Source organism: Rhodobacter sp. JA431, from assembly GCF_900217725.1.
Taxonomy (GTDB): Bacteria; Pseudomonadota; Alphaproteobacteria; order Rhodobacterales; family Rhodobacteraceae; genus Rhodobacter; species Rhodobacter aestuarii.
This window is the reverse complement of the sequence record NZ_OBMP01000009.1, coordinates 86,785-102,437: the sequence shown is the minus strand read 5'-3', so window position 1 is coordinate 102,437 and position 15,653 is coordinate 86,785. Positions and strand designations below refer to the sequence as shown.

Sequence of the window (15,653 nt, the reverse complement as noted above, 5' to 3'; positions counted from 1 at the left end):
TACTTGGGCGCGCGCTTTCGGTCAACCCCGATCATTGAAGAAGTTCCAGATCGTCTCGGCCATCGCGGCGGAAATGCCGGGCACTTCCATCAGGTCATTCTGCCCCGCGCGGCTCACCGCCTTGGCCGAACCAAAATGCGCCAGAAGCGCGCGCTTGCGCGTGGCGCCGATGCCGGGGATTTCATCCAGCGGGTTGGCAAGCGTTGCTTTGGCGCGTTTTGCCCGATGCGCGCCAATTGCCCAGCGGTGCGCCTCGTCGCGCAGGCGTTGGATGTAGTAAAGCACCGGGTCTTGGCGCGGCAGCGCCATTGGGCGCTTGCCGATGCGGTGGAATTCTTCCTTGCCCAGATCGCGGTCGATGCCTTTGGCCACCCCCACCATCGGCACATCTTGCACACCCAATTCGACCATAATCTCATGCACCGCAGAGACTTGCCCCGCGCCGCCGTCAATCAGCAGAAGATCGGGCCAAGCATCGCTTTTGCGCTCCGGGTCTTCGCGCAAGAGCCGTTCAAACCGGCGCGTCAGCACCTCTTTCATCATCCCGAAATCGTCGCCCGGGGTGAGTTCGGAGTTCTTGATGTTGAACTTGCGATAGGCCGATTTCATCAACCCATCAGGCCCCGCTACCACCATGCCGCCCACCGCATGGGCGCCTTGGATGTGGGAGTTGTCATAAATCTCGATTCGCTTGGGCGGGCTTGGCAGATCAAACGCCTTGGCGACCCCGGCCAGAAGCTTCGCCTGTGCGGCGGATTCGGACATTTTCCGCCCAAGGCTTTCGCGCGCATTGCGCAAGGCGTTTTCGACCAGTTCCGCCTTTTCGCCGCGTTTCGGAACGATCATCTCCACCTTGCGGCCCGCGCGGGTGGAGAGAAGATCAATCATCAGATCGTCGTCTTCAATCGCATGGCTCAGCAAGATCGTTTTGGGCGGTTCTTTCGCATCATAGAACTGCGCCAAGAAGGCTTCCAAAACCTCGGCCTCTTCCACATCGGCCCCGGCGCGGGGGTAGAAATCGTGGTTGCCCCAGCTTTGATGCGCGCGAATGAAGAATACCTGCACGCAGGCTTGGCCACCTTCCATATGCACCGCGATCACATCCGCCTCGGCCACGCCGCGCGGGTTGATGCCTTGGCTTTGCTGCACCGTGGTCAGCGCGCCAATCCGGTCGCGCAAAGCCGCTGCACGTTCAAATTCCAGCGCTTCTGACGCCGCCATCATTTCGGCGGCGAGCTCTTTTTGGATGCTGGAGGTCTTCCCCTCTAAGAACCTTTGCGCATCGGCGACGGTGCGCCCGTAATCTTCTTCCGAGATTTTGCCGACGCAGGGGCCGGAACAGCGCTTGATTTGGTATTGCAAGCAGGGCCGGGTGCGGGAGGCAAACATCGAATCCGAGCAATTGCGCAGCAAAAAGGCGCGTTCCAAATGGCTCAGCGTTCGGTTCACCGCAGCCGCGCTCGCAAAGGGGCCAAAATAGGCGCCCTTTACGCTACGGGCGCCACGATGCTTGCGGATCATCGGGAACGGGTGATCTTGCGCGATCAGGATATAGGGGAAGCTTTTGTCGTCGCGCAAAAGCACGTTGTAGCGCGGCTTGAGCTGCTTGATCAGGTTCTGTTCCAACAGCAGCGCTTCCGTTTCGGTGCGCGTGGTCAGGAACATCATATAGGTGGTTTCAGAGATCATCCGCGCGATCCTGGCCGAGTGCCCGGTGGTGCGCGCATAATTAGAAACCCGCGCTTTCAGATTGCGCGCCTTGCCGACGTAAAGCACCTCTTGGGCGGCGTTCAGCATCCGATAGACCCCCGGCGAGCCATCCAGCCGGGTCACATAATCGGCGATCAGCGCATGCCCTTTGAGCCGCGGTTCTTGCGGCGATGCAGCGTCATTCGGTGGGAGATCAGCGTTGGTCATGTCGAGAGTGTGATTCTGCCTGCGGCTGCAATCTTACAGGGGGGAGTTCAAGAGAAAAGCTGTCCACGGAATCTGTGGATAACCTTGTTGGAAAACTTTGGGGATGCGCGATTTTCCGTTGAATCCGGCCCATTTTCACGGCCTGCCTGTTTTTTGAGCGATTCTGCAGGACATTGAAAAGTAAAGATAAAAAAATTCGACTAAGGCAAGTGACTGAAAAAATTAGGACTTTTGTAACTTTTTCCTGACGCTTTGCGCTCAGGTGGACAACTCCGGCCCCGTCGCAAAAAATGCCCCATGCGCAACTCATCTTTAAGGCGAGTTGAGGTGAAGGATCTGCCCCATGACGCTAGTCGCTTCTGAGAGGAAAGACAGCGCATGCGCGAGCGATTCTGCGCGCTCCAATTGTGCAGGATGAGGCTGTGATGGCTCCCATGCAGATTGCCATGGCGCGGGTTCGAGGCGGCGGGGGCCCATATGCAGCGCATTGAGCCGCAGATCTGGCGCATGGGCGAGCGCTTCAGTCTGAAGTGTACCCGCTAAGGTTGTGGCCCTGCCCGCGGGCATCAGCCAAATCGCCAGCACCTGCGCGCGCAGATCTTGCCCAACTTTGGCTGCGGGGGGCGGGGCGATCCGGGCGAGTTCTGCTTTGGCAGTTTCTGCATCGGGGGCGTAAAAAATCCAGAGCGGCGCGGTAGGCGTGGTCTTTGCCGACACCCCCTCGACCCCGATTTGCGCAAGCGCTTCGGTCACGGCGCCAGAAAGCTCGTCGGGAAGATTGGCAAGAACGGCTTTCATGCCACGCCTCCAGACAGACCGAACCACAGCAAAACGACCGTGTAGAGCACATAGCCCAAAAGCAGCACGATGCCGGAGCCGCGCCCAATATCGCGCCGCCAAAAGACAAAGGGCGCAAGCGCCAGCGTGGCTGCCAGCATCACCCATAGATCGAAGCGCAGCATTTCATCGGGCACCGGCATCGGGGCAATGACTGCCGTGGTGCCCAAAATGGCCATCAGGTTGAAAATGTTCGAGCCGATCACATTGCCCAAAGCCACATCGGCCTGTTTGCGCATGGCGGCGACGACCGAGGTCACCAGTTCCGGGAGCGAGGTGCCAATGGCGACGAGCGTCAGCCCGATCACCGTTTCGCTAAGCCCGGCGATGCGGGCCACAGCCACGGCGCCATCCACCAAAAGGTCCGCGCCAATCGCCAAGCCAATAAAGCCCACGCAGATGAAGCCGATGATCTTCCACCACGCCATATGTGGATCGCCCAGATCATCTTCAGGCGTTCGGGCGTTGCGATGCGCGCGGGCAGAGCGGACATTGTCCCACAAGATCAAGATCAACCCGCCCAAAAGCACGAGCCCCTGCCAGCGCCCAATCGTGCCCATGAAGGCGAGCCCAATCACCAAAACCGATGCGGCCAGCATCATCGCATAGCTGCGCCGCGTGTCGATTTGGCTGGAGTGGATGACTGCAATCAGCGCGGGCAGGCCCAAGATCACCAGCATGTTGACGACGTTGGAGCCAACCACATTCCCAAGCGCAAGGCCCGGCTGGCCGCCAAGCGCGGCATTGACCGAGACCAGAAGTTCTGGCGCGGAAGTGCCAAAGGCGACGACCGTCAGCCCGACAATCAGCGAGGGGATGCCGAGCCGCAAAGCCAAGGCGACAGAGCCTTTGACCAAAAACTCCCCCGCGCCGAGCAGCAACAAAAGGCCCGCCAGAATCTTCACGATGTCGATCAGCACTCAGGCGTCTCCGTTTCGGGTGCAGGGGCAGGGGCCCGGTCCAATTTTGGGGCGCCCGCAGCGGGGGCAGCTTTGGTTCAGGCTCGGGCGCTTTGGCCCCGGCAGGCGGAGGCGGCCAAACAGCGCCAGCGCCACCATGGCAACCAAAAAGAGCGACATGATTTTGATCAGCATGCGCCTAAAGCCCAAACCGTGCCCACAAGGCACGTTCCTCAGCAGCACTTACAAGCGCTTGCGCGGCTTCTGCCGAGAGGCTGGCGCGGAAGCGCCGCAAAAGCGAGCGGCGCTGGCCATAGGGCACAAGCTTGACATCTTCGCCGTAAAGCTCGCGCAGTTTTTGCAGCGGATGGGCGACCCCGTCGATCAGCCCTTTTTGCAATGCGCGCTTGCCGGTCCAAAACTCGCCTGTGAACAGGTCTTGGTCTTGCGCGAGCTTGTCGCCGCGCCGCTCGGTCACCCAAGCCTTGAAACCTTGGTGAATGTCTTCAAGAAGCCCTTCGAGCCGCGCAACATCTTCGGGCTTTTCGGGTTTGAACGGGTCGAGTGTGCTTTTTGACGTGCCTGCAGTATGAACGCGCCGCTCAATCCCATAGCGCGCGATCAGATCGGCAAAACCAAACCCGGCCGAGATCACGCCGATGGACCCAATGATCGAGGCTTCATCGGCCCAAATGTCATCTGCCGCGCAGGCGAGCCAGTAGCCGCCCGAAGCCGCCACATCTTCCACAAAGGCGTGAACAGGCAGGCCCGTTTCTTCGGCAAAATGGCGAATGCGCCGCCCAATCAGCGAAGATTGCACGGGCGAGCCACCCGGCGAATTGATGATCAGCGCCACTGCCGCAGGCTTGCCTTTGGTAAAGGCGCGCTCGATCAGCGGCGCAAGCCCGGCATCAGAGAGGCCAGAGGCACCGGGACGCACCGCGCCAATGGCACCATGCAGCCGGATCACCGCCACTTTCGGCGGGCGCGACAGGAAGGGAAGCTTGGGAAGGCGAGGCATATCCATGCGCTCGATGTAGGCGCTGGCAGGCACAGGGGCAAGCGGGCAAGGGCGAATTAGGCGCGGCGTTTCTATGCGTCGGATTTCGTTTCCCGGCGATGGGGTGTCGGAAATCGTCTTGCCAGATGCGACGCTTCGTCTCAGTCTTGGCGCCGGGAGGACCACATGACCGATTTAGCGCGCCTGCGCGCCATCCTGACGGCCCACGAAGGCCGCGAGGGGGCGCTTTTGCCGATCCTGCATGATGTGCAGGCAGACTACGGACATATCCCCGATGCCGCGCTGGAGCCGATTGCGAAAGCACTGCGGTTGAGCCGGGCAGAAGTGGCGGGGGTTGTGGGCTTTTATCACGATTTTCGGCGCAGCCCGGCGGGCAAGCATGTGATCAAGCTGTGCCGGGCCGAGGCCTGTCAGGCGATGGGCGGGGACGGCGTGCAAGCGCGGCTGGAGGCGGCGCTGGGGCTCAAGCTTGGCGAAACCAAGTACGATATCACGTTGGAAGCCGCTTACTGCCTTGGCCTGTGCGCCTGCGCGCCCGCGGCGATGGTGAATGACGCTCTCGTCGGGCGGCTTGATGATGCAGCGGTGGATGCGATAGCGGCGGAGGTTCGGGCATGAAAATCTGGGTGCCTTGCGATGCCGCAGCCAAAGCCTGCGGCGCCGAACGCGTGGTGGCCGAGATCACAGCGCAAGCGGCGGCGCGCGGCGTGTCGGTCGATCTCCGCCGCAACGGCACACGCGGCATGGTGTGGCTTGAGCCGCTGGTTGAGGTCGAAACCGAGGCCGGGCGGGTGGGCTTCGGCCCGATGACGCCAGCCGATGTGCTTGCCCTCTTTGAGGATCTGGCGGCTCATCCCAAAGCGCTGGGGTTGGTCGAAGAGATTCCCTTCTTCAAGCGCCAGACGCGGCTCACCTTTGCGCGTTGTGGCCGCAATGAGCCGCTGTGCCTCGACCAATATGAGGCGACAGGCGGTTGGGACGGGCTGCGCAAAGCGCTTGCCATGACCCCCGCCGAGGTGGTGGAAGAGGTCATCGCCTCTGGGCTGCGCGGGCGCGGTGGTGCGGGTTTTCCGACCGGGATCAAATGGCGCACGGTTTTGGGCGCTGCGGCGGATCAAAAATACATCGTCTGCAACGTGGATGAAGGTGACAGCGGCTCTTTCGCCGACCGGATGTTGATTGAAGGCGACCCCTTCTGCCTGATCGAGGGGATGGCGATTGCCGGGCACGCGGTCGGCGCAACGCGCGGCTATGTCTACATTCGCTCCGAATATCCCGATTGCATCTCGGTGATGCGGGCGGCGATCATTTTGGCCGAGCAATCTGGCATTCTGGCGGAGGCGGGCTTTTCGCTGGAGGTGCGCGTCGGTGCGGGGGCCTATGTCTGCGGCGAAGAAACCGCGATGCTCAACTCGATCGAGGGCAAGCGGGGCACGGTGCGCCCGAAACCGCCGCTGCCCGCGTTGGAAGGTCTCTTTGGCAAGCCGACGGTGGTGAACAACCTCCTTTCACTCGCCGCTGTGCCGTGGATTTTGGCGCATGGCGGCGCGGCCTATCAAAGCTACGGCATTGATCGGTCGCGTGGCACGATCCCGCTGCAAGTGGGCGGCAATGTCAAATATGGCGGGCTTTTTGAAACCGGCTTTGGCATCACCTTGGGCGAGTTGGTGATGGATGTCTGCGGCGGCACCGCCTCGGGCCGTCCGGTCAAAGCGGTGCAGGTGGGCGGGCCTTTGGGCGCCTATCACCCACAAGCCGATTTCGACCTGCCGTTCTGCTATGAACTTTTCGCCGGGCAAGGCGGGCTTGTGGGGCATGCGGGGCTCGTGGTGCATGATGATCGTGCCGATATGCTTAAACTCGCGCGGTTTGCGATGGAGTTTTGCGCGGTGGAAAGCTGCGGCACCTGCACGCCGTGCCGCATTGGTGCGGTGCGTGGCGTGGAAACGCTTGACCGGATCGCGGCAGGCGATGCCGCCGCACTGCCCCTGCTCGATGACCTTTGTGATACGATGAAATACGGATCGCTTTGCGCTTTGGGCGGCTTCACCCCCTATCCGGTGCAAAGCGCGATCCGCCATTTCCCGCAAGATTTCCCCGTGCTGAGGGAGGCCGCCGAATGAAAGACCTGATCATTCCCCCGCTCGATTGGACCCAAGACATGGGCACGCCCGCCCGCCACGGCGCGCCGGTGACGCTGACGGTCGATGGGGTGGAAGTCACCGTCCCGGCGGGCACCTCTGTCCTGCGCGCGGCGGCGCAAGCGGGGATTTCGATCCCGAAGCTTTGCGCCACCGATAGCGTGGAGCCGGTGGGCTCGTGCCGCCTGTGTATGGTGGAAATTGAGGGGATGCGCGGGATGCCCTCGTCTTGCACCACGCCGGTGGCGGCGGGGATGCAGGTGCATACGCAAACCCCGCAGCTTCAAAAGCTGCGGCGTGGTGTGATGGAGCTTTATATCTCGGATCACCCGCTCGATTGTTTGACCTGCGCGGCGAACGGCGATTGCGAATTGCAAGATATGGCGGGGGCGGTGGGCCTGCGCGAGGTGCGCTACACCAAGGGCGAAAACCACTTTGAGGTGCGCCAAGGCGGCGAGGCAAACCCCTGCTACATCCCGAAAGACATCTCGAACCCCTATTTCAGCTATGATCCGGCGAAATGCATCGTCTGCATGCGCTGTGTGCGGGCTTGTGAAGAGGTTCAGGGGACTTTCGCGCTGACGGTGGATGGCCGGGGGTTTGAGGCCCGGATTTCCCCCGCAGCCGATAACTTCTTGTCGTCTGATTGCGTTTCTTGTGGTGCCTGTGTTCAGGCTTGCCCCACCGCGACCTTGGTCGAAAAATCGGTCGAGGAAATCGGCACGCCAGAGCGCAAAGTGGTCACCACCTGCGCCTATTGCGGCGTGGGCTGTAGCTTTGAAGCCCATATGCGCGGCGAGGAATTGGTGCGCATGGTACCGTGGAAGGGCGGCGCGGCAAACCGGGGCCATAGCTGCGTGAAGGGCCGCTTCGCCTATGGCTACGCCACGCACCGCGACCGAATCTTGAAACCGATGATCCGCGAAAAGGTTTCCGATCCTTGGCGGGAAGTGAGCTGGGAAGAGGCGCTTGGCTTTACTGCTGCGCGGCTCAACGCAGCGCGCGCGACGCATGGGGCCGATGCGCTGGGCGTGATCACCTCGTCGCGCTGCACCAACGAAGAAACCTATCTGGTTCAAAAGCTGGCGCGCGCCGTTTTTGGCACCAACAACACCGATACCTGCGCGCGGGTGTGCCATTCGCCCACCGGCTACGGGCTGAAGCAGACCTTCGGCACCTCGGCGGGCACGCAAGATTTTGACAGCGTCGAAGACACCGATCTGGCACTGGTGATTGGCGCGAACCCGACCGATGGCCACCCGGTCTTTGCCTCGCGCCTGCGCAAGCGGTTGCGGGCTGGCGCGAAGCTGATTGTCGTTGACCCGCGCCGGATCGACCTTTTGGAATCGCCGCATATTGGCGATAGCTGGCACCTGCCACTGCGCCCCGGCACCAATGTGGCCGTTTTGGTCGCGCTTGCGCATGTGATCGTCACCGAAAAGCTTTATGATGCCGCTTTCATTGCCGAGCGCTGCGACGGTGATGAATGGGCCGATTACGCCGAGTTTGTCTCCAACCCCGAATATGCACCCGAAGCGGTCGAAAGCCTGACTGGCGTTCCGGCGGATACGTTGCGAGAAGCCGCCCGGGCCTATGCGGCGGCCCCCAATGCGGCGATCTACTATGGCCTTGGCGTGACCGAACATTCCCAAGGTTCGACCACCGTTATTGCGATTGCCAACCTTGCGATGATGACGGGCAATATTGGCCGCCCCGGCGTGGGGGTGAACCCGCTGCGCGGGCAAAACAACGTGCAGGGCTCGTGCGATATGGGCTCTTTCCCGCATGAATTGCCGGGTTATCGCCACGTGGCCGATGACGCCGCGCGCAGCCTTTTTGAAAAGGCTTGGGGGGTGGCGCTTTCTTCTGAGCCCGGTCTGCGCATCCCGAACATGCTCGATGCCGCCGTGGCGGGGCAGTTCAAGGCGCTTTACGTGCAGGGCGAAGACATCCTGCAATCAGACCCCGATACCCGCCATGTGGCGGCAGGGCTGGCGGCGATGGATCTGGTGATCGTGCATGACCTGTTCCTGAACGAGACCGCCAATTACGCCCATGTCTTTTTGCCCGGCTCTAGTTTCTTGGAAAAAGACGGCACTTTCACCAATGCCGAGCGGCGCATCAACCGGGTGCGGCGTGTGATGCGGCCTAAGAATGGCTATGCCGATTGGGAGGTGACGCAGCTTTTGGCCAATGCGCTGGGGGCGGGCTGGGCTTACACCCATCCGCGCGAGATCATGGCCGAGATTGCCGCGACGACGCCTGGCTTTGCCAATGTCACCTATGAGATGCTGGATGCGCGCGGTTCGGTGCAATGGCCCTGCAATGAGGCAGCGCCCGAAGGCTCGCCCATCATGCATGTCGATGGTTTTGTGCGCGGTAAGGGGCGGTTCATTCGCACGGCCTATTTGCCCACGGATGAGCGCACCGGCCCGCGCTTCCCGCTTTTGCTCACCACCGGGCGGATTCTCAGCCAGTATAACGTGGGCGCGCAAACCCGGCGCACCGAAAACGTGGCGTGGCATGCGGAGGATCGGTTGGAGATTCACCCGACAGATGCCGAAAACCGTGGCATTCGCGAAGGCGATTGGGTGCGGGTGGCGTCCCGCGCCGGGGAAACGACCCTGCGCGCGACGGTGACGGATCGGGTGAGCCCCGGTGTTGTTTATACCACCTTCCACCACCCCGATACGCAAGCCAATGTGGTCACCACCGACAATTCGGATTGGGCGACGAACTGCCCCGAGTATAAGGTGACGGCGGTGCAGGTGGCGCCCTCCAACGGGCCCTCGGCATGGCAGGAAGACTACACTGCCCAAGCCACGGCTGCGCGGCGGATTGAGGCGGCGGAATGAGCCTGCCGCCCGGCGCGGTTGAAATTGCTCTGCCCTCGGGCGGGGCGGCTGTGTTGGCCGAAGAGGTGCCGGTTGCGCTTGTGTTCGAGGGCGTGACGCAGGCGGTGATGATGGCAACGCCCGCCGATTTGGACGATTTTCTTCTGGGCTTTGCGCTGACCGAGGGGCTGATCACAGACGCTGCGGACCTTCAGCGCCATGAGGTTGTGGAGCATCCACGGGGGCTTGAGGTGCGGGGCTGGCTTTCGGCCCCGGCGGCAGAGCGGTTTCGTGCGCGGAGGCGCGCGATGGCGGGGCCGGTGGGCTGCGGGCTTTGCGGGATTGAAAGCCTTGAAGAAGCGCTGCGTCCGTTGCCGACGGTTGCGCCAGCCGGGCGGTCGGGCTTATCGCTGCAAGCCCCTGCGGCAGTGGCAGAGGCCGCGCTTGCTGCTTTGCGCGCGGCCCAGCCCTTGCAAGATGCGGTGCGCGCCAGCCATGCGGCGGGCTTTTGGGCCGATGGTCAACTGATCTATGCGCGCGAAGATGTGGGGCGGCACAATGCGCTTGATAAGCTTGCGGGCGCTTTGGCGTTTGGCGCGATGGACCCCGCACAGGGCGCTATCGTGATGACCTCGCGCCTCTCTGTCGATTTGGTTCAGAAGGCCGCGATGATCGGCGCAGGCGCGCTGATTGCGCCTTCTGCCCCAACCGCTTTGGCGGTGTCGGAGGCGCAATCGGCGGGGCTTGCCCTTATTGCCCGCGGCCCCGATGGCCCGACCCTGTTTACACGTTTTGAGGAACCGGCATGAGTGATGAAAAACTGATCCGCATGGCCAACCAGATCGCCGCCTTTTTCGCGGTGCAACCCGGCGACCGGGCCGAGGGCGTGGCCGCGCATATTTCGGACAATTGGGCCGCGCCGATGCGGGCGGCGCTGCTGGCGCATATTGCGGCGGGCGGGTCTGGGCTCGACGCGCTGGTTGTTGATGCCGCGCCGCACATCCGCCCGGCGGGCTGACAGTTCCCTTAGCGCCCCTGTATCCGCTCGATATAGGCGCGCAGTTCTTCGGCCTCATGGCGGGCATCACGCAGCCCGTCCATTGCCGCGCGCAATTCTGCCTCGGTCTGGTTGATCTGGTTCACCAACTCAGATTCGCGCGCCTCGACATAGGCAATTGCCTGGTCGCGCACATCCTCTGCCTCATGCAGCGCTTGGGCCATTTGCTCCAATTCGCCCATATCCGCCGCGGTGACGCGGGTCAGGCGATGGATCAGCCAAGAGGCAAACCAGCCAAGGCAGAAAGAGAGGAAAAGGATGATCGCCGTGGCGATGACGAATTCGGTTCTGTTCATGCGCGGCTCTCCTCAGTTTCCAGCCGGGCCAAGGCCTGCGGGGCGCGGTTTCGGGCGCCCGGGCGACTCGGCCGCGGGACGGACGGGAATTTCAATTTCCGGGGCGGCGGTTTCTTCAGGGGCCGCTTCTGCGGGCGCGGTTTCTGCCGCAGCGGTCTCGGTGGCCGGTTCGGCGGCCTCTGTCGTCTCTTCCGCCTCGGTCACAACGTCTTCGGGGGCGGCGCCTTCCGGGCTTTCGGCGGGCGCGACCGCTTCCACAACCTGCGCATCTTCTGCGGGTGCGGCCTCTTCGGTTGCCTCGGCGGCTTGCTCGGTCTCGGGGGCGCTGTCATCGGCAATAGAGGCGTCGGCCTCAGGGGTGAGACCCTCTTCTTCCGCCTCTGGCATCGGCTCGCCATGCGCGTCTTCCATCGGCGCTGCGTCCTCAATCGCGCTTTCATCAAGCATCTCTTGGGGCGGGTCTTCGGCGGGTTCTTCGGCATCAAGCGCGCCTTCCGACAAAGGCAGGATGACCGGCTCAGGGACATTCACAGGTTCCGCATCCAAGAGCACAAATTCGATTCGGCGGTTCGCTTCGCGCCCCTCTTCGGTCTCATTGTCGGCGATGGGCCGGGTTTCGCCATAGCCTTTGGCGGTCAGATTGCCCACCAACACACGGCGCGCGCGCAAGGCATCCAACACCGCCTCAGCGCGGTTTTGGCTCAGCCGCAGATTGCCCTCTTCGCCGCCTTGGCTGTCGGTATGGCCCGCCACTTCCATGCGGAAGTCTTGGCATTGCTTCATAATCCGGGCCAGCGCATCCAGTTGTGGTGCGTTATCTTCCGGGATCTTCGCGGAGGCGGGCTCAAAGGTCACTTTGCTGGCGGTCAGGATCGCGTTGAGCTTGGCCACACATTCGGGCCCATCGGGCAGCGAGAGCGTTTCATCCAGCCGTTGGTCATATTTCACCGACAGCTCAATCCGCGCGTCCTCCCCCAAGCGCTGCGAAAGGATGCGCGCGGCCTTGTCGGTGGCTTGCTTGTCGCCCGTCAGACCGCTCAGGCGGATCAGTTGCGGGGTGACGGTGACCGAGCCGCTGTTGAGCATATCGAGCGCTTCCAGCGCGGTCATGGTGCGCAGCGGCCAGCCTTGCGGCAGATCGGCATCAACCAAGGTTGCGGCATAAATCGCATCGGCTCCGAATTGGGCGCGGGCGAAACTCTCAAGCGCCTCGCGCGAGCGTTCTGAACTGACCCGACCGCGCAGTTCGACCCGCCCATCTTCGCCCAAAAGCGCGGTAAATTCCGGCACAGACCCGGCGGCCTCCGCCTTTTTCGTCAGTTCCGCCTTGAGCGAGAAAACCGGGGGCAGGTTCGATTCCAATTCGCCCACGATCTTGTCGTAGCTGGCTTGGGCGACAGTATCGGCGGCAACGAGCGAGATATCGGCATCGGAAATCGTCACAGTCCCCGCGCCAAGTTCGCCAAGCGCGCCCAAAGCCATGCCCACAGCCTCGCCCCATTGCGGCGAAGGCGCACCCATGCCCACGGTGCAATCGAGATCCCCCATCGCGCCCGCTTTGCGCGCGGCGGTCAAGATCGTGGCCCGGCTGCGGACAGTATCCGCCGAGCAGGCATCAAACCGCGCACCCTCGTCATCTATCAAGAAGCGCAGGGTGAACGGGGTAATCACCGGGCGGGGGGCAGAAATCTTCGCATCCAGCCGCACGCCAGAGGGGCGGCTGCGGTTCAATTGCGCCTCAACCGCGGCCTTTTCCTCGGCGCTGTCCGTGATGGCCTCTACGCCCACAGCGCCCGGGTCGATCGACACTTTGGCGCGGGGCAGCTTTTCCAGCGTGGCAATGCCGAATTCAAAAGCCGGGCTCCAGCCCTTTGGCACAGGATATTCAGCGCTTTCGAGCATGTCGGTGACATTGCCCTCACCCGCCAAAGCGGTGAGCCGCTTCATCAGGGCTTCGCGGTCGGTCCCTTTGGGCACGAGGCCGATCAGCGAAATGCCCTCGTCATTGCGCAGCAGTTGCAACGAAAAATCGGGTGGCGCGATCGCCTTGGCCACCACGGCATCTGTGTTGTCGACGATGCGCGAGCTATCTACCACGGTCGAGACGAGCGTCACCGTGCGAAACCGTTCCGCTTCAGAGGGGGCGGTGCCGAGCAAGATCACTTGCAACCCGTCGGTATGCACCTGCGCCCAAGAATGGCCATTGGCCTCCAGCACAAGGCGCACCGCTTTACGCGAGCGTTGCTCGATGATCGTCGCCGAGCCACCCGCAATGAATGCGCAAAGCACCAGTGCAGACACGAAAGCGGTGGCGGTCAAGGCTGTGGTGCGGGCGCGCATGGATCCTTGGTCTCCTCCCCTTGGGGTGGAACCGTCTTAAGGGTATGAGATTGCAGGATCAATCAAACGATTGCTGAACCGGCAAGAAACAGCGCAGCCAAAAGGCCCGTGTTGCGGCTTTTGCGGAAGAGATCGAGGCAGATATCGGCATTGTCGATATCCAGCTGCCGCAACTGGCCCAGCATGTGCCAGCCCATCGCCCAAGGGGCGGCAAGGCCGACCACCAGCACCAGCGGGTTGCCGAGCGGCAAGAGTGCGAGCAGCACCGAACCGGTCATCAAAATCACCGTGAGCACAAGGAACAGGCCCAGCCAGCGCGGGGTATTGGTGCCAAAGAGCCGCGCGGTGGATTTGACGCCAATCAGCGCATCGTCTTCCTTGTCTTGGTGGGCATAGATCGTGTCGTAAAAGAGCGTCCAGACAAGGCCCGATAGGTAAAGCAGCACCGCCGCCCAAGACAGGCTGCCGGTATGCGCCACCCAACCCAAAAGCGCGCCCCAGTTGAAGGCAATGCCCAAAAAGACCTGTGGCCACCATGTGAAGCGCTTGGCGAAGGGGTAAATCGCCACCGGGGCGAGGGCGAGCACGCCCATGCCAATGGCGGCCCAGTTGAAGGTAAAGAGGATCAGCGCGGCAACGCCGGTTTGCAGCACCATCCAGCCGAGCGCTTGCTTCACCGTCACTTGGCCCGAGGGAATCGGGCGAGAACGGGTGCGGGCCACTTGGCCGTCAAAATCGCGGTCGGTGATATCGTTCCAGGTGCAGCCTGCGCCACGCATCAGGAATGCGCCAATCGCGCAACCAATTGCCAGCCACAGATCAAAGAGCCGCAGCCCATCGGTCGCCGCAGCAAGCGAAATGCTCCACCAGCAGGGCAGAAGCAGCAGCCAGGTGCCAATGGGGCGGTCGGCGCGCGACAGCCGCAGATAGGGCCGAGAAAAGGCGGGGGCCGTGTGGTCCACCCAATTGCCACGATAGGCATCGGCCACTTGGCCCGTGATCTGCGCCTCTGGCGTTTCGCTGTTGCTGGTCATAAATTCGCCCCATGGAACGTGCCAAGATACGACTCTGTGTAGAGCACCCGCTGGGGGAGGGGCAAGCCGTGCCCCTGAACGCCGATCAGGCGCATTACCTGTTTTCGGTGATGCGGCTTACCGTTGGCGCGCGGGTGGCGCTCTTTAATGGTCGCGATGGCGAATGGACGGCTGAGGTGGTTGAGGCCGCGAAAAAGGCGGGTTCTTTGCGCTGCCTTGGACAAGCCGCGCCGCAGTTGAACCCGCCTGATCTGTGGCTGATCTTTGCGCCGATCAAGAAAGAGCGCACCGATTTCATTGTCGAGAAAGCCGCCGAGTTGGGCTGTGCGAAAATCTTGCCCGTGCAGACAGAATTCACCAATGCATCGCGCATCCGACAAGACCGGTTGCAGGCCCATGCTTTGGAAGCGGCGGAGCAATGCTTGGGGACTTATGTGCCCGAAGTCAGTGACTTGCAGCCATTGCAGGCCCTTCTGAAAAGCTGGGATCCGGCGCGTCGCATCCTATGGGGCGATGAATCTTTGGTTGGCCCTGCGCAAACTTTGGCGGGGCTGACCCCCGGCCCTTGGGCGATTTTGGTGGGGCCGGAAGGCGGATTTTCTGAGGCAGAGCGGACGCAATTGCGCGGGCTTGATTATGTCACCCCGGTCTCTTTGGGGCCGCGTATTTTGCGGGCCGATACCGCCGCTTGCGCCGCGATCACCTTGTGGCAATCGGCCTTGGGGGATTGGATGTGATCCGCCCAGAGCTGCGCGATCACCTAACCCATCATCGTGAGACCTATATCGCAGGGCTATGCGTGGCGGGGTCAGCATGGGTGGGAACGCGCGGCGGTTGGTTCCTTGCGGCAATCGGCCTCGCCCTTGGTGTGGTCTGCGCGGTCTGGATGTTGCTCGCGTGGCGGCGCACCCGTTTTGCCCGCCCGGTCTCTGAACCCGGTCTGGTCGATCTCGATGAGGGGCGTATTGGCTATTATGGGGCCGGAGGTGCGGTGCTGGGCGGCTATATTGCGCTTGAGGATTTAGCGGAGATTCGGCTCCTTTCGTTGCGTGGGCAAAAATTCTGGCGGCTCAAGGCCGCAGATGGGCAGGCGCTTTTGGTGCCGGTGGCTGCATCTGGCTCGGAAAAGCTCTATGATGCTTTCGCAACGCTGCCGGGCATCGAGATGGGCGCACTCACTGCGGCGCTTTCTTCGAGCGCCACCGCACAAAGCCTGTGGCGGCGGCGCGTCTGATCCGCCTTGACTTAGGTCAGGTCAAAGGCCACCTGTGACACCG

General features: G+C 62.3%; 14 protein-coding genes. 7 read left to right on the top strand and 7 right to left on the bottom strand.

Features of this window, described 5'->3' with window-relative positions; all coding sequences use genetic code 11:
- Window positions 1-21: 21 nt before the first annotated feature.
- The 4 genes from uvrC to CRO18_RS15985 form a co-directional block, all read right to left on the bottom strand.
- On the bottom strand, window positions 22-1,917 hold the full coding sequence (gene uvrC / locus CRO18_RS16000) for an excinuclease ABC subunit UvrC (RefSeq protein WP_097082883.1): 1,896 nt from the start codon (window positions 1,915-1,917) through the stop codon (window positions 22-24).
- Between the two features lie 312 nt (window positions 1,918-2,229).
- Window positions 2,230-2,715, bottom strand: a complete 486-nt coding sequence (locus tag CRO18_RS15995) for a hypothetical protein (protein ID WP_097082882.1) — start codon at window positions 2,713-2,715, stop codon at window positions 2,230-2,232.
- On the bottom strand, window positions 2,712-3,674 hold the full coding sequence (locus CRO18_RS15990) for a calcium/sodium antiporter (protein WP_249276088.1): 963 nt from the start codon (window positions 3,672-3,674) through the stop codon (window positions 2,712-2,714). Before CRO18_RS15990 ends, CRO18_RS15995 begins: the two co-directional genes overlap by 4 nt.
- A 178-nt stretch (window positions 3,675-3,852) precedes the next feature.
- The gene (locus CRO18_RS15985; protein ID WP_097082881.1) at window positions 3,853-4,680 is read right to left on the bottom strand and encodes a S49 family peptidase; all 828 of its coding nucleotides are present in this window, start codon (window positions 4,678-4,680) and stop codon (window positions 3,853-3,855) included.
- Window positions 4,681-4,839: 159 nt separating this feature from the next.
- Here CRO18_RS15985 and CRO18_RS15980 point away from each other — a divergent pair, with 159 nt between their 5' ends.
- From CRO18_RS15980 to CRO18_RS15960, 5 genes are read left to right on the top strand one after another with little or no spacing between them, the layout of a single operon-like run.
- Window positions 4,840-5,292, top strand: coding sequence for a formate dehydrogenase subunit gamma (locus tag CRO18_RS15980; RefSeq protein WP_097082880.1), 453 nt, complete (start codon window positions 4,840-4,842; stop codon window positions 5,290-5,292).
- Window positions 5,289-6,797, top strand: coding sequence for an NADH-quinone oxidoreductase subunit NuoF (locus CRO18_RS15975; protein WP_097082879.1), 1,509 nt, complete (start codon window positions 5,289-5,291; stop codon window positions 6,795-6,797). Before CRO18_RS15980 ends, CRO18_RS15975 begins: the two co-directional genes overlap by 4 nt.
- Complete coding sequence (gene fdhF, locus CRO18_RS15970) at window positions 6,794-9,670, top strand: formate dehydrogenase subunit alpha (protein ID WP_097082878.1); 2,877 nt, start codon at window positions 6,794-6,796, stop codon at window positions 9,668-9,670. Before CRO18_RS15975 ends, fdhF begins: the two co-directional genes overlap by 4 nt.
- Window positions 9,667-10,458, top strand: a complete 792-nt coding sequence (gene fdhD, locus CRO18_RS15965; protein WP_097082877.1) for a formate dehydrogenase accessory sulfurtransferase FdhD — start codon at window positions 9,667-9,669, stop codon at window positions 10,456-10,458. The genes fdhF and fdhD overlap by 4 nt, the downstream gene beginning before the upstream one ends.
- On the top strand, window positions 10,455-10,667 hold the full coding sequence (locus CRO18_RS15960; protein ID WP_097082876.1) for a formate dehydrogenase subunit delta: 213 nt from the start codon (window positions 10,455-10,457) through the stop codon (window positions 10,665-10,667). Before fdhD ends, CRO18_RS15960 begins: the two co-directional genes overlap by 4 nt.
- An 8-nt stretch (window positions 10,668-10,675) precedes the next feature.
- Here the strand turns inward: CRO18_RS15960 and CRO18_RS15955 are convergent, their stop codons facing one another.
- The 3 genes from CRO18_RS15955 to ubiA form a co-directional block, all read right to left on the bottom strand.
- Window positions 10,676-11,002, bottom strand: coding sequence for a hypothetical protein (locus CRO18_RS15955; protein ID WP_076483918.1), 327 nt, complete (start codon window positions 11,000-11,002; stop codon window positions 10,676-10,678).
- A 12-nt stretch (window positions 11,003-11,014) separates the two neighbouring features.
- Window positions 11,015-13,342, bottom strand: a complete 2,328-nt coding sequence (locus CRO18_RS15950) for an OmpA family protein (protein ID WP_097082875.1) — start codon at window positions 13,340-13,342, stop codon at window positions 11,015-11,017.
- 62 nt (window positions 13,343-13,404) lie between these two features.
- Window positions 13,405-14,376 (bottom strand): 4-hydroxybenzoate octaprenyltransferase, encoded by a 972-nt coding sequence (gene ubiA, locus CRO18_RS15945; protein ID WP_097082874.1) that lies wholly within the window; start codon window positions 14,374-14,376, stop codon window positions 13,405-13,407.
- Window positions 14,377-14,387: 11 nt separating this feature from the next.
- Between ubiA and CRO18_RS15940 the strand changes: the two genes are divergently transcribed.
- Both CRO18_RS15940 and CRO18_RS15935 read left to right on the top strand, forming a co-directional pair.
- Window positions 14,388-15,113: a 16S rRNA (uracil(1498)-N(3))-methyltransferase gene (locus CRO18_RS15940; protein WP_097082873.1), complete on the top strand. Its 726-nt coding sequence runs from the start codon at window positions 14,388-14,390 to the stop codon at window positions 15,111-15,113.
- The gene (locus tag CRO18_RS15935) at window positions 15,110-15,610 is read left to right on the top strand and encodes a hypothetical protein (protein ID WP_076483914.1); all 501 of its coding nucleotides are present in this window, start codon (window positions 15,110-15,112) and stop codon (window positions 15,608-15,610) included. The genes CRO18_RS15940 and CRO18_RS15935 overlap by 4 nt, the downstream gene beginning before the upstream one ends.
- The last annotated feature ends 43 nt before the right edge of the window (window positions 15,611-15,653 follow it).

Bases quoted from the DNA above. Each gene is read 5' to 3' on its own strand.
- uvrC (WP_097082883.1), bottom strand. From the start codon at position 1,917: ATGACCAACGCTGATCTCCCACCGAATGACGCTGCATCGCCGCAAGAA.
- CRO18_RS15995 (WP_097082882.1), bottom strand. From the start codon at position 2,715: ATGAAAGCCGTTCTTGCCAATCTTCCCGACGAGCTTTCTGGCGCCGTG.
- CRO18_RS15985 (WP_097082881.1), bottom strand. From the start codon at position 4,680: ATGGATATGCCTCGCCTTCCCAAGCTTCCCTTCCTGTCGCGCCCGCCG.
- CRO18_RS15980 (WP_097082880.1), top strand. From the start codon at position 4,840: ATGACCGATTTAGCGCGCCTGCGCGCCATCCTGACGGCCCACGAAGGC.
- CRO18_RS15975 (WP_097082879.1), top strand. From the start codon at position 5,289: ATGAAAATCTGGGTGCCTTGCGATGCCGCAGCCAAAGCCTGCGGCGCC.
- fdhF (WP_097082878.1), top strand. From the start codon at position 6,794: ATGAAAGACCTGATCATTCCCCCGCTCGATTGGACCCAAGACATGGGC.
- fdhD (WP_097082877.1), top strand. From the start codon at position 9,667: ATGAGCCTGCCGCCCGGCGCGGTTGAAATTGCTCTGCCCTCGGGCGGG.
- CRO18_RS15960 (WP_097082876.1), top strand. From the start codon at position 10,455: ATGAGTGATGAAAAACTGATCCGCATGGCCAACCAGATCGCCGCCTTT.
- CRO18_RS15955 (WP_076483918.1), bottom strand. From the start codon at position 11,002: ATGAACAGAACCGAATTCGTCATCGCCACGGCGATCATCCTTTTCCTC.
- CRO18_RS15950 (WP_097082875.1), bottom strand. From the start codon at position 13,342: ATGCGCGCCCGCACCACAGCCTTGACCGCCACCGCTTTCGTGTCTGCA.
- ubiA (WP_097082874.1), bottom strand. From the start codon at position 14,376: ATGACCAGCAACAGCGAAACGCCAGAGGCGCAGATCACGGGCCAAGTG.
- CRO18_RS15940 (WP_097082873.1), top strand. From the start codon at position 14,388: ATGGAACGTGCCAAGATACGACTCTGTGTAGAGCACCCGCTGGGGGAG.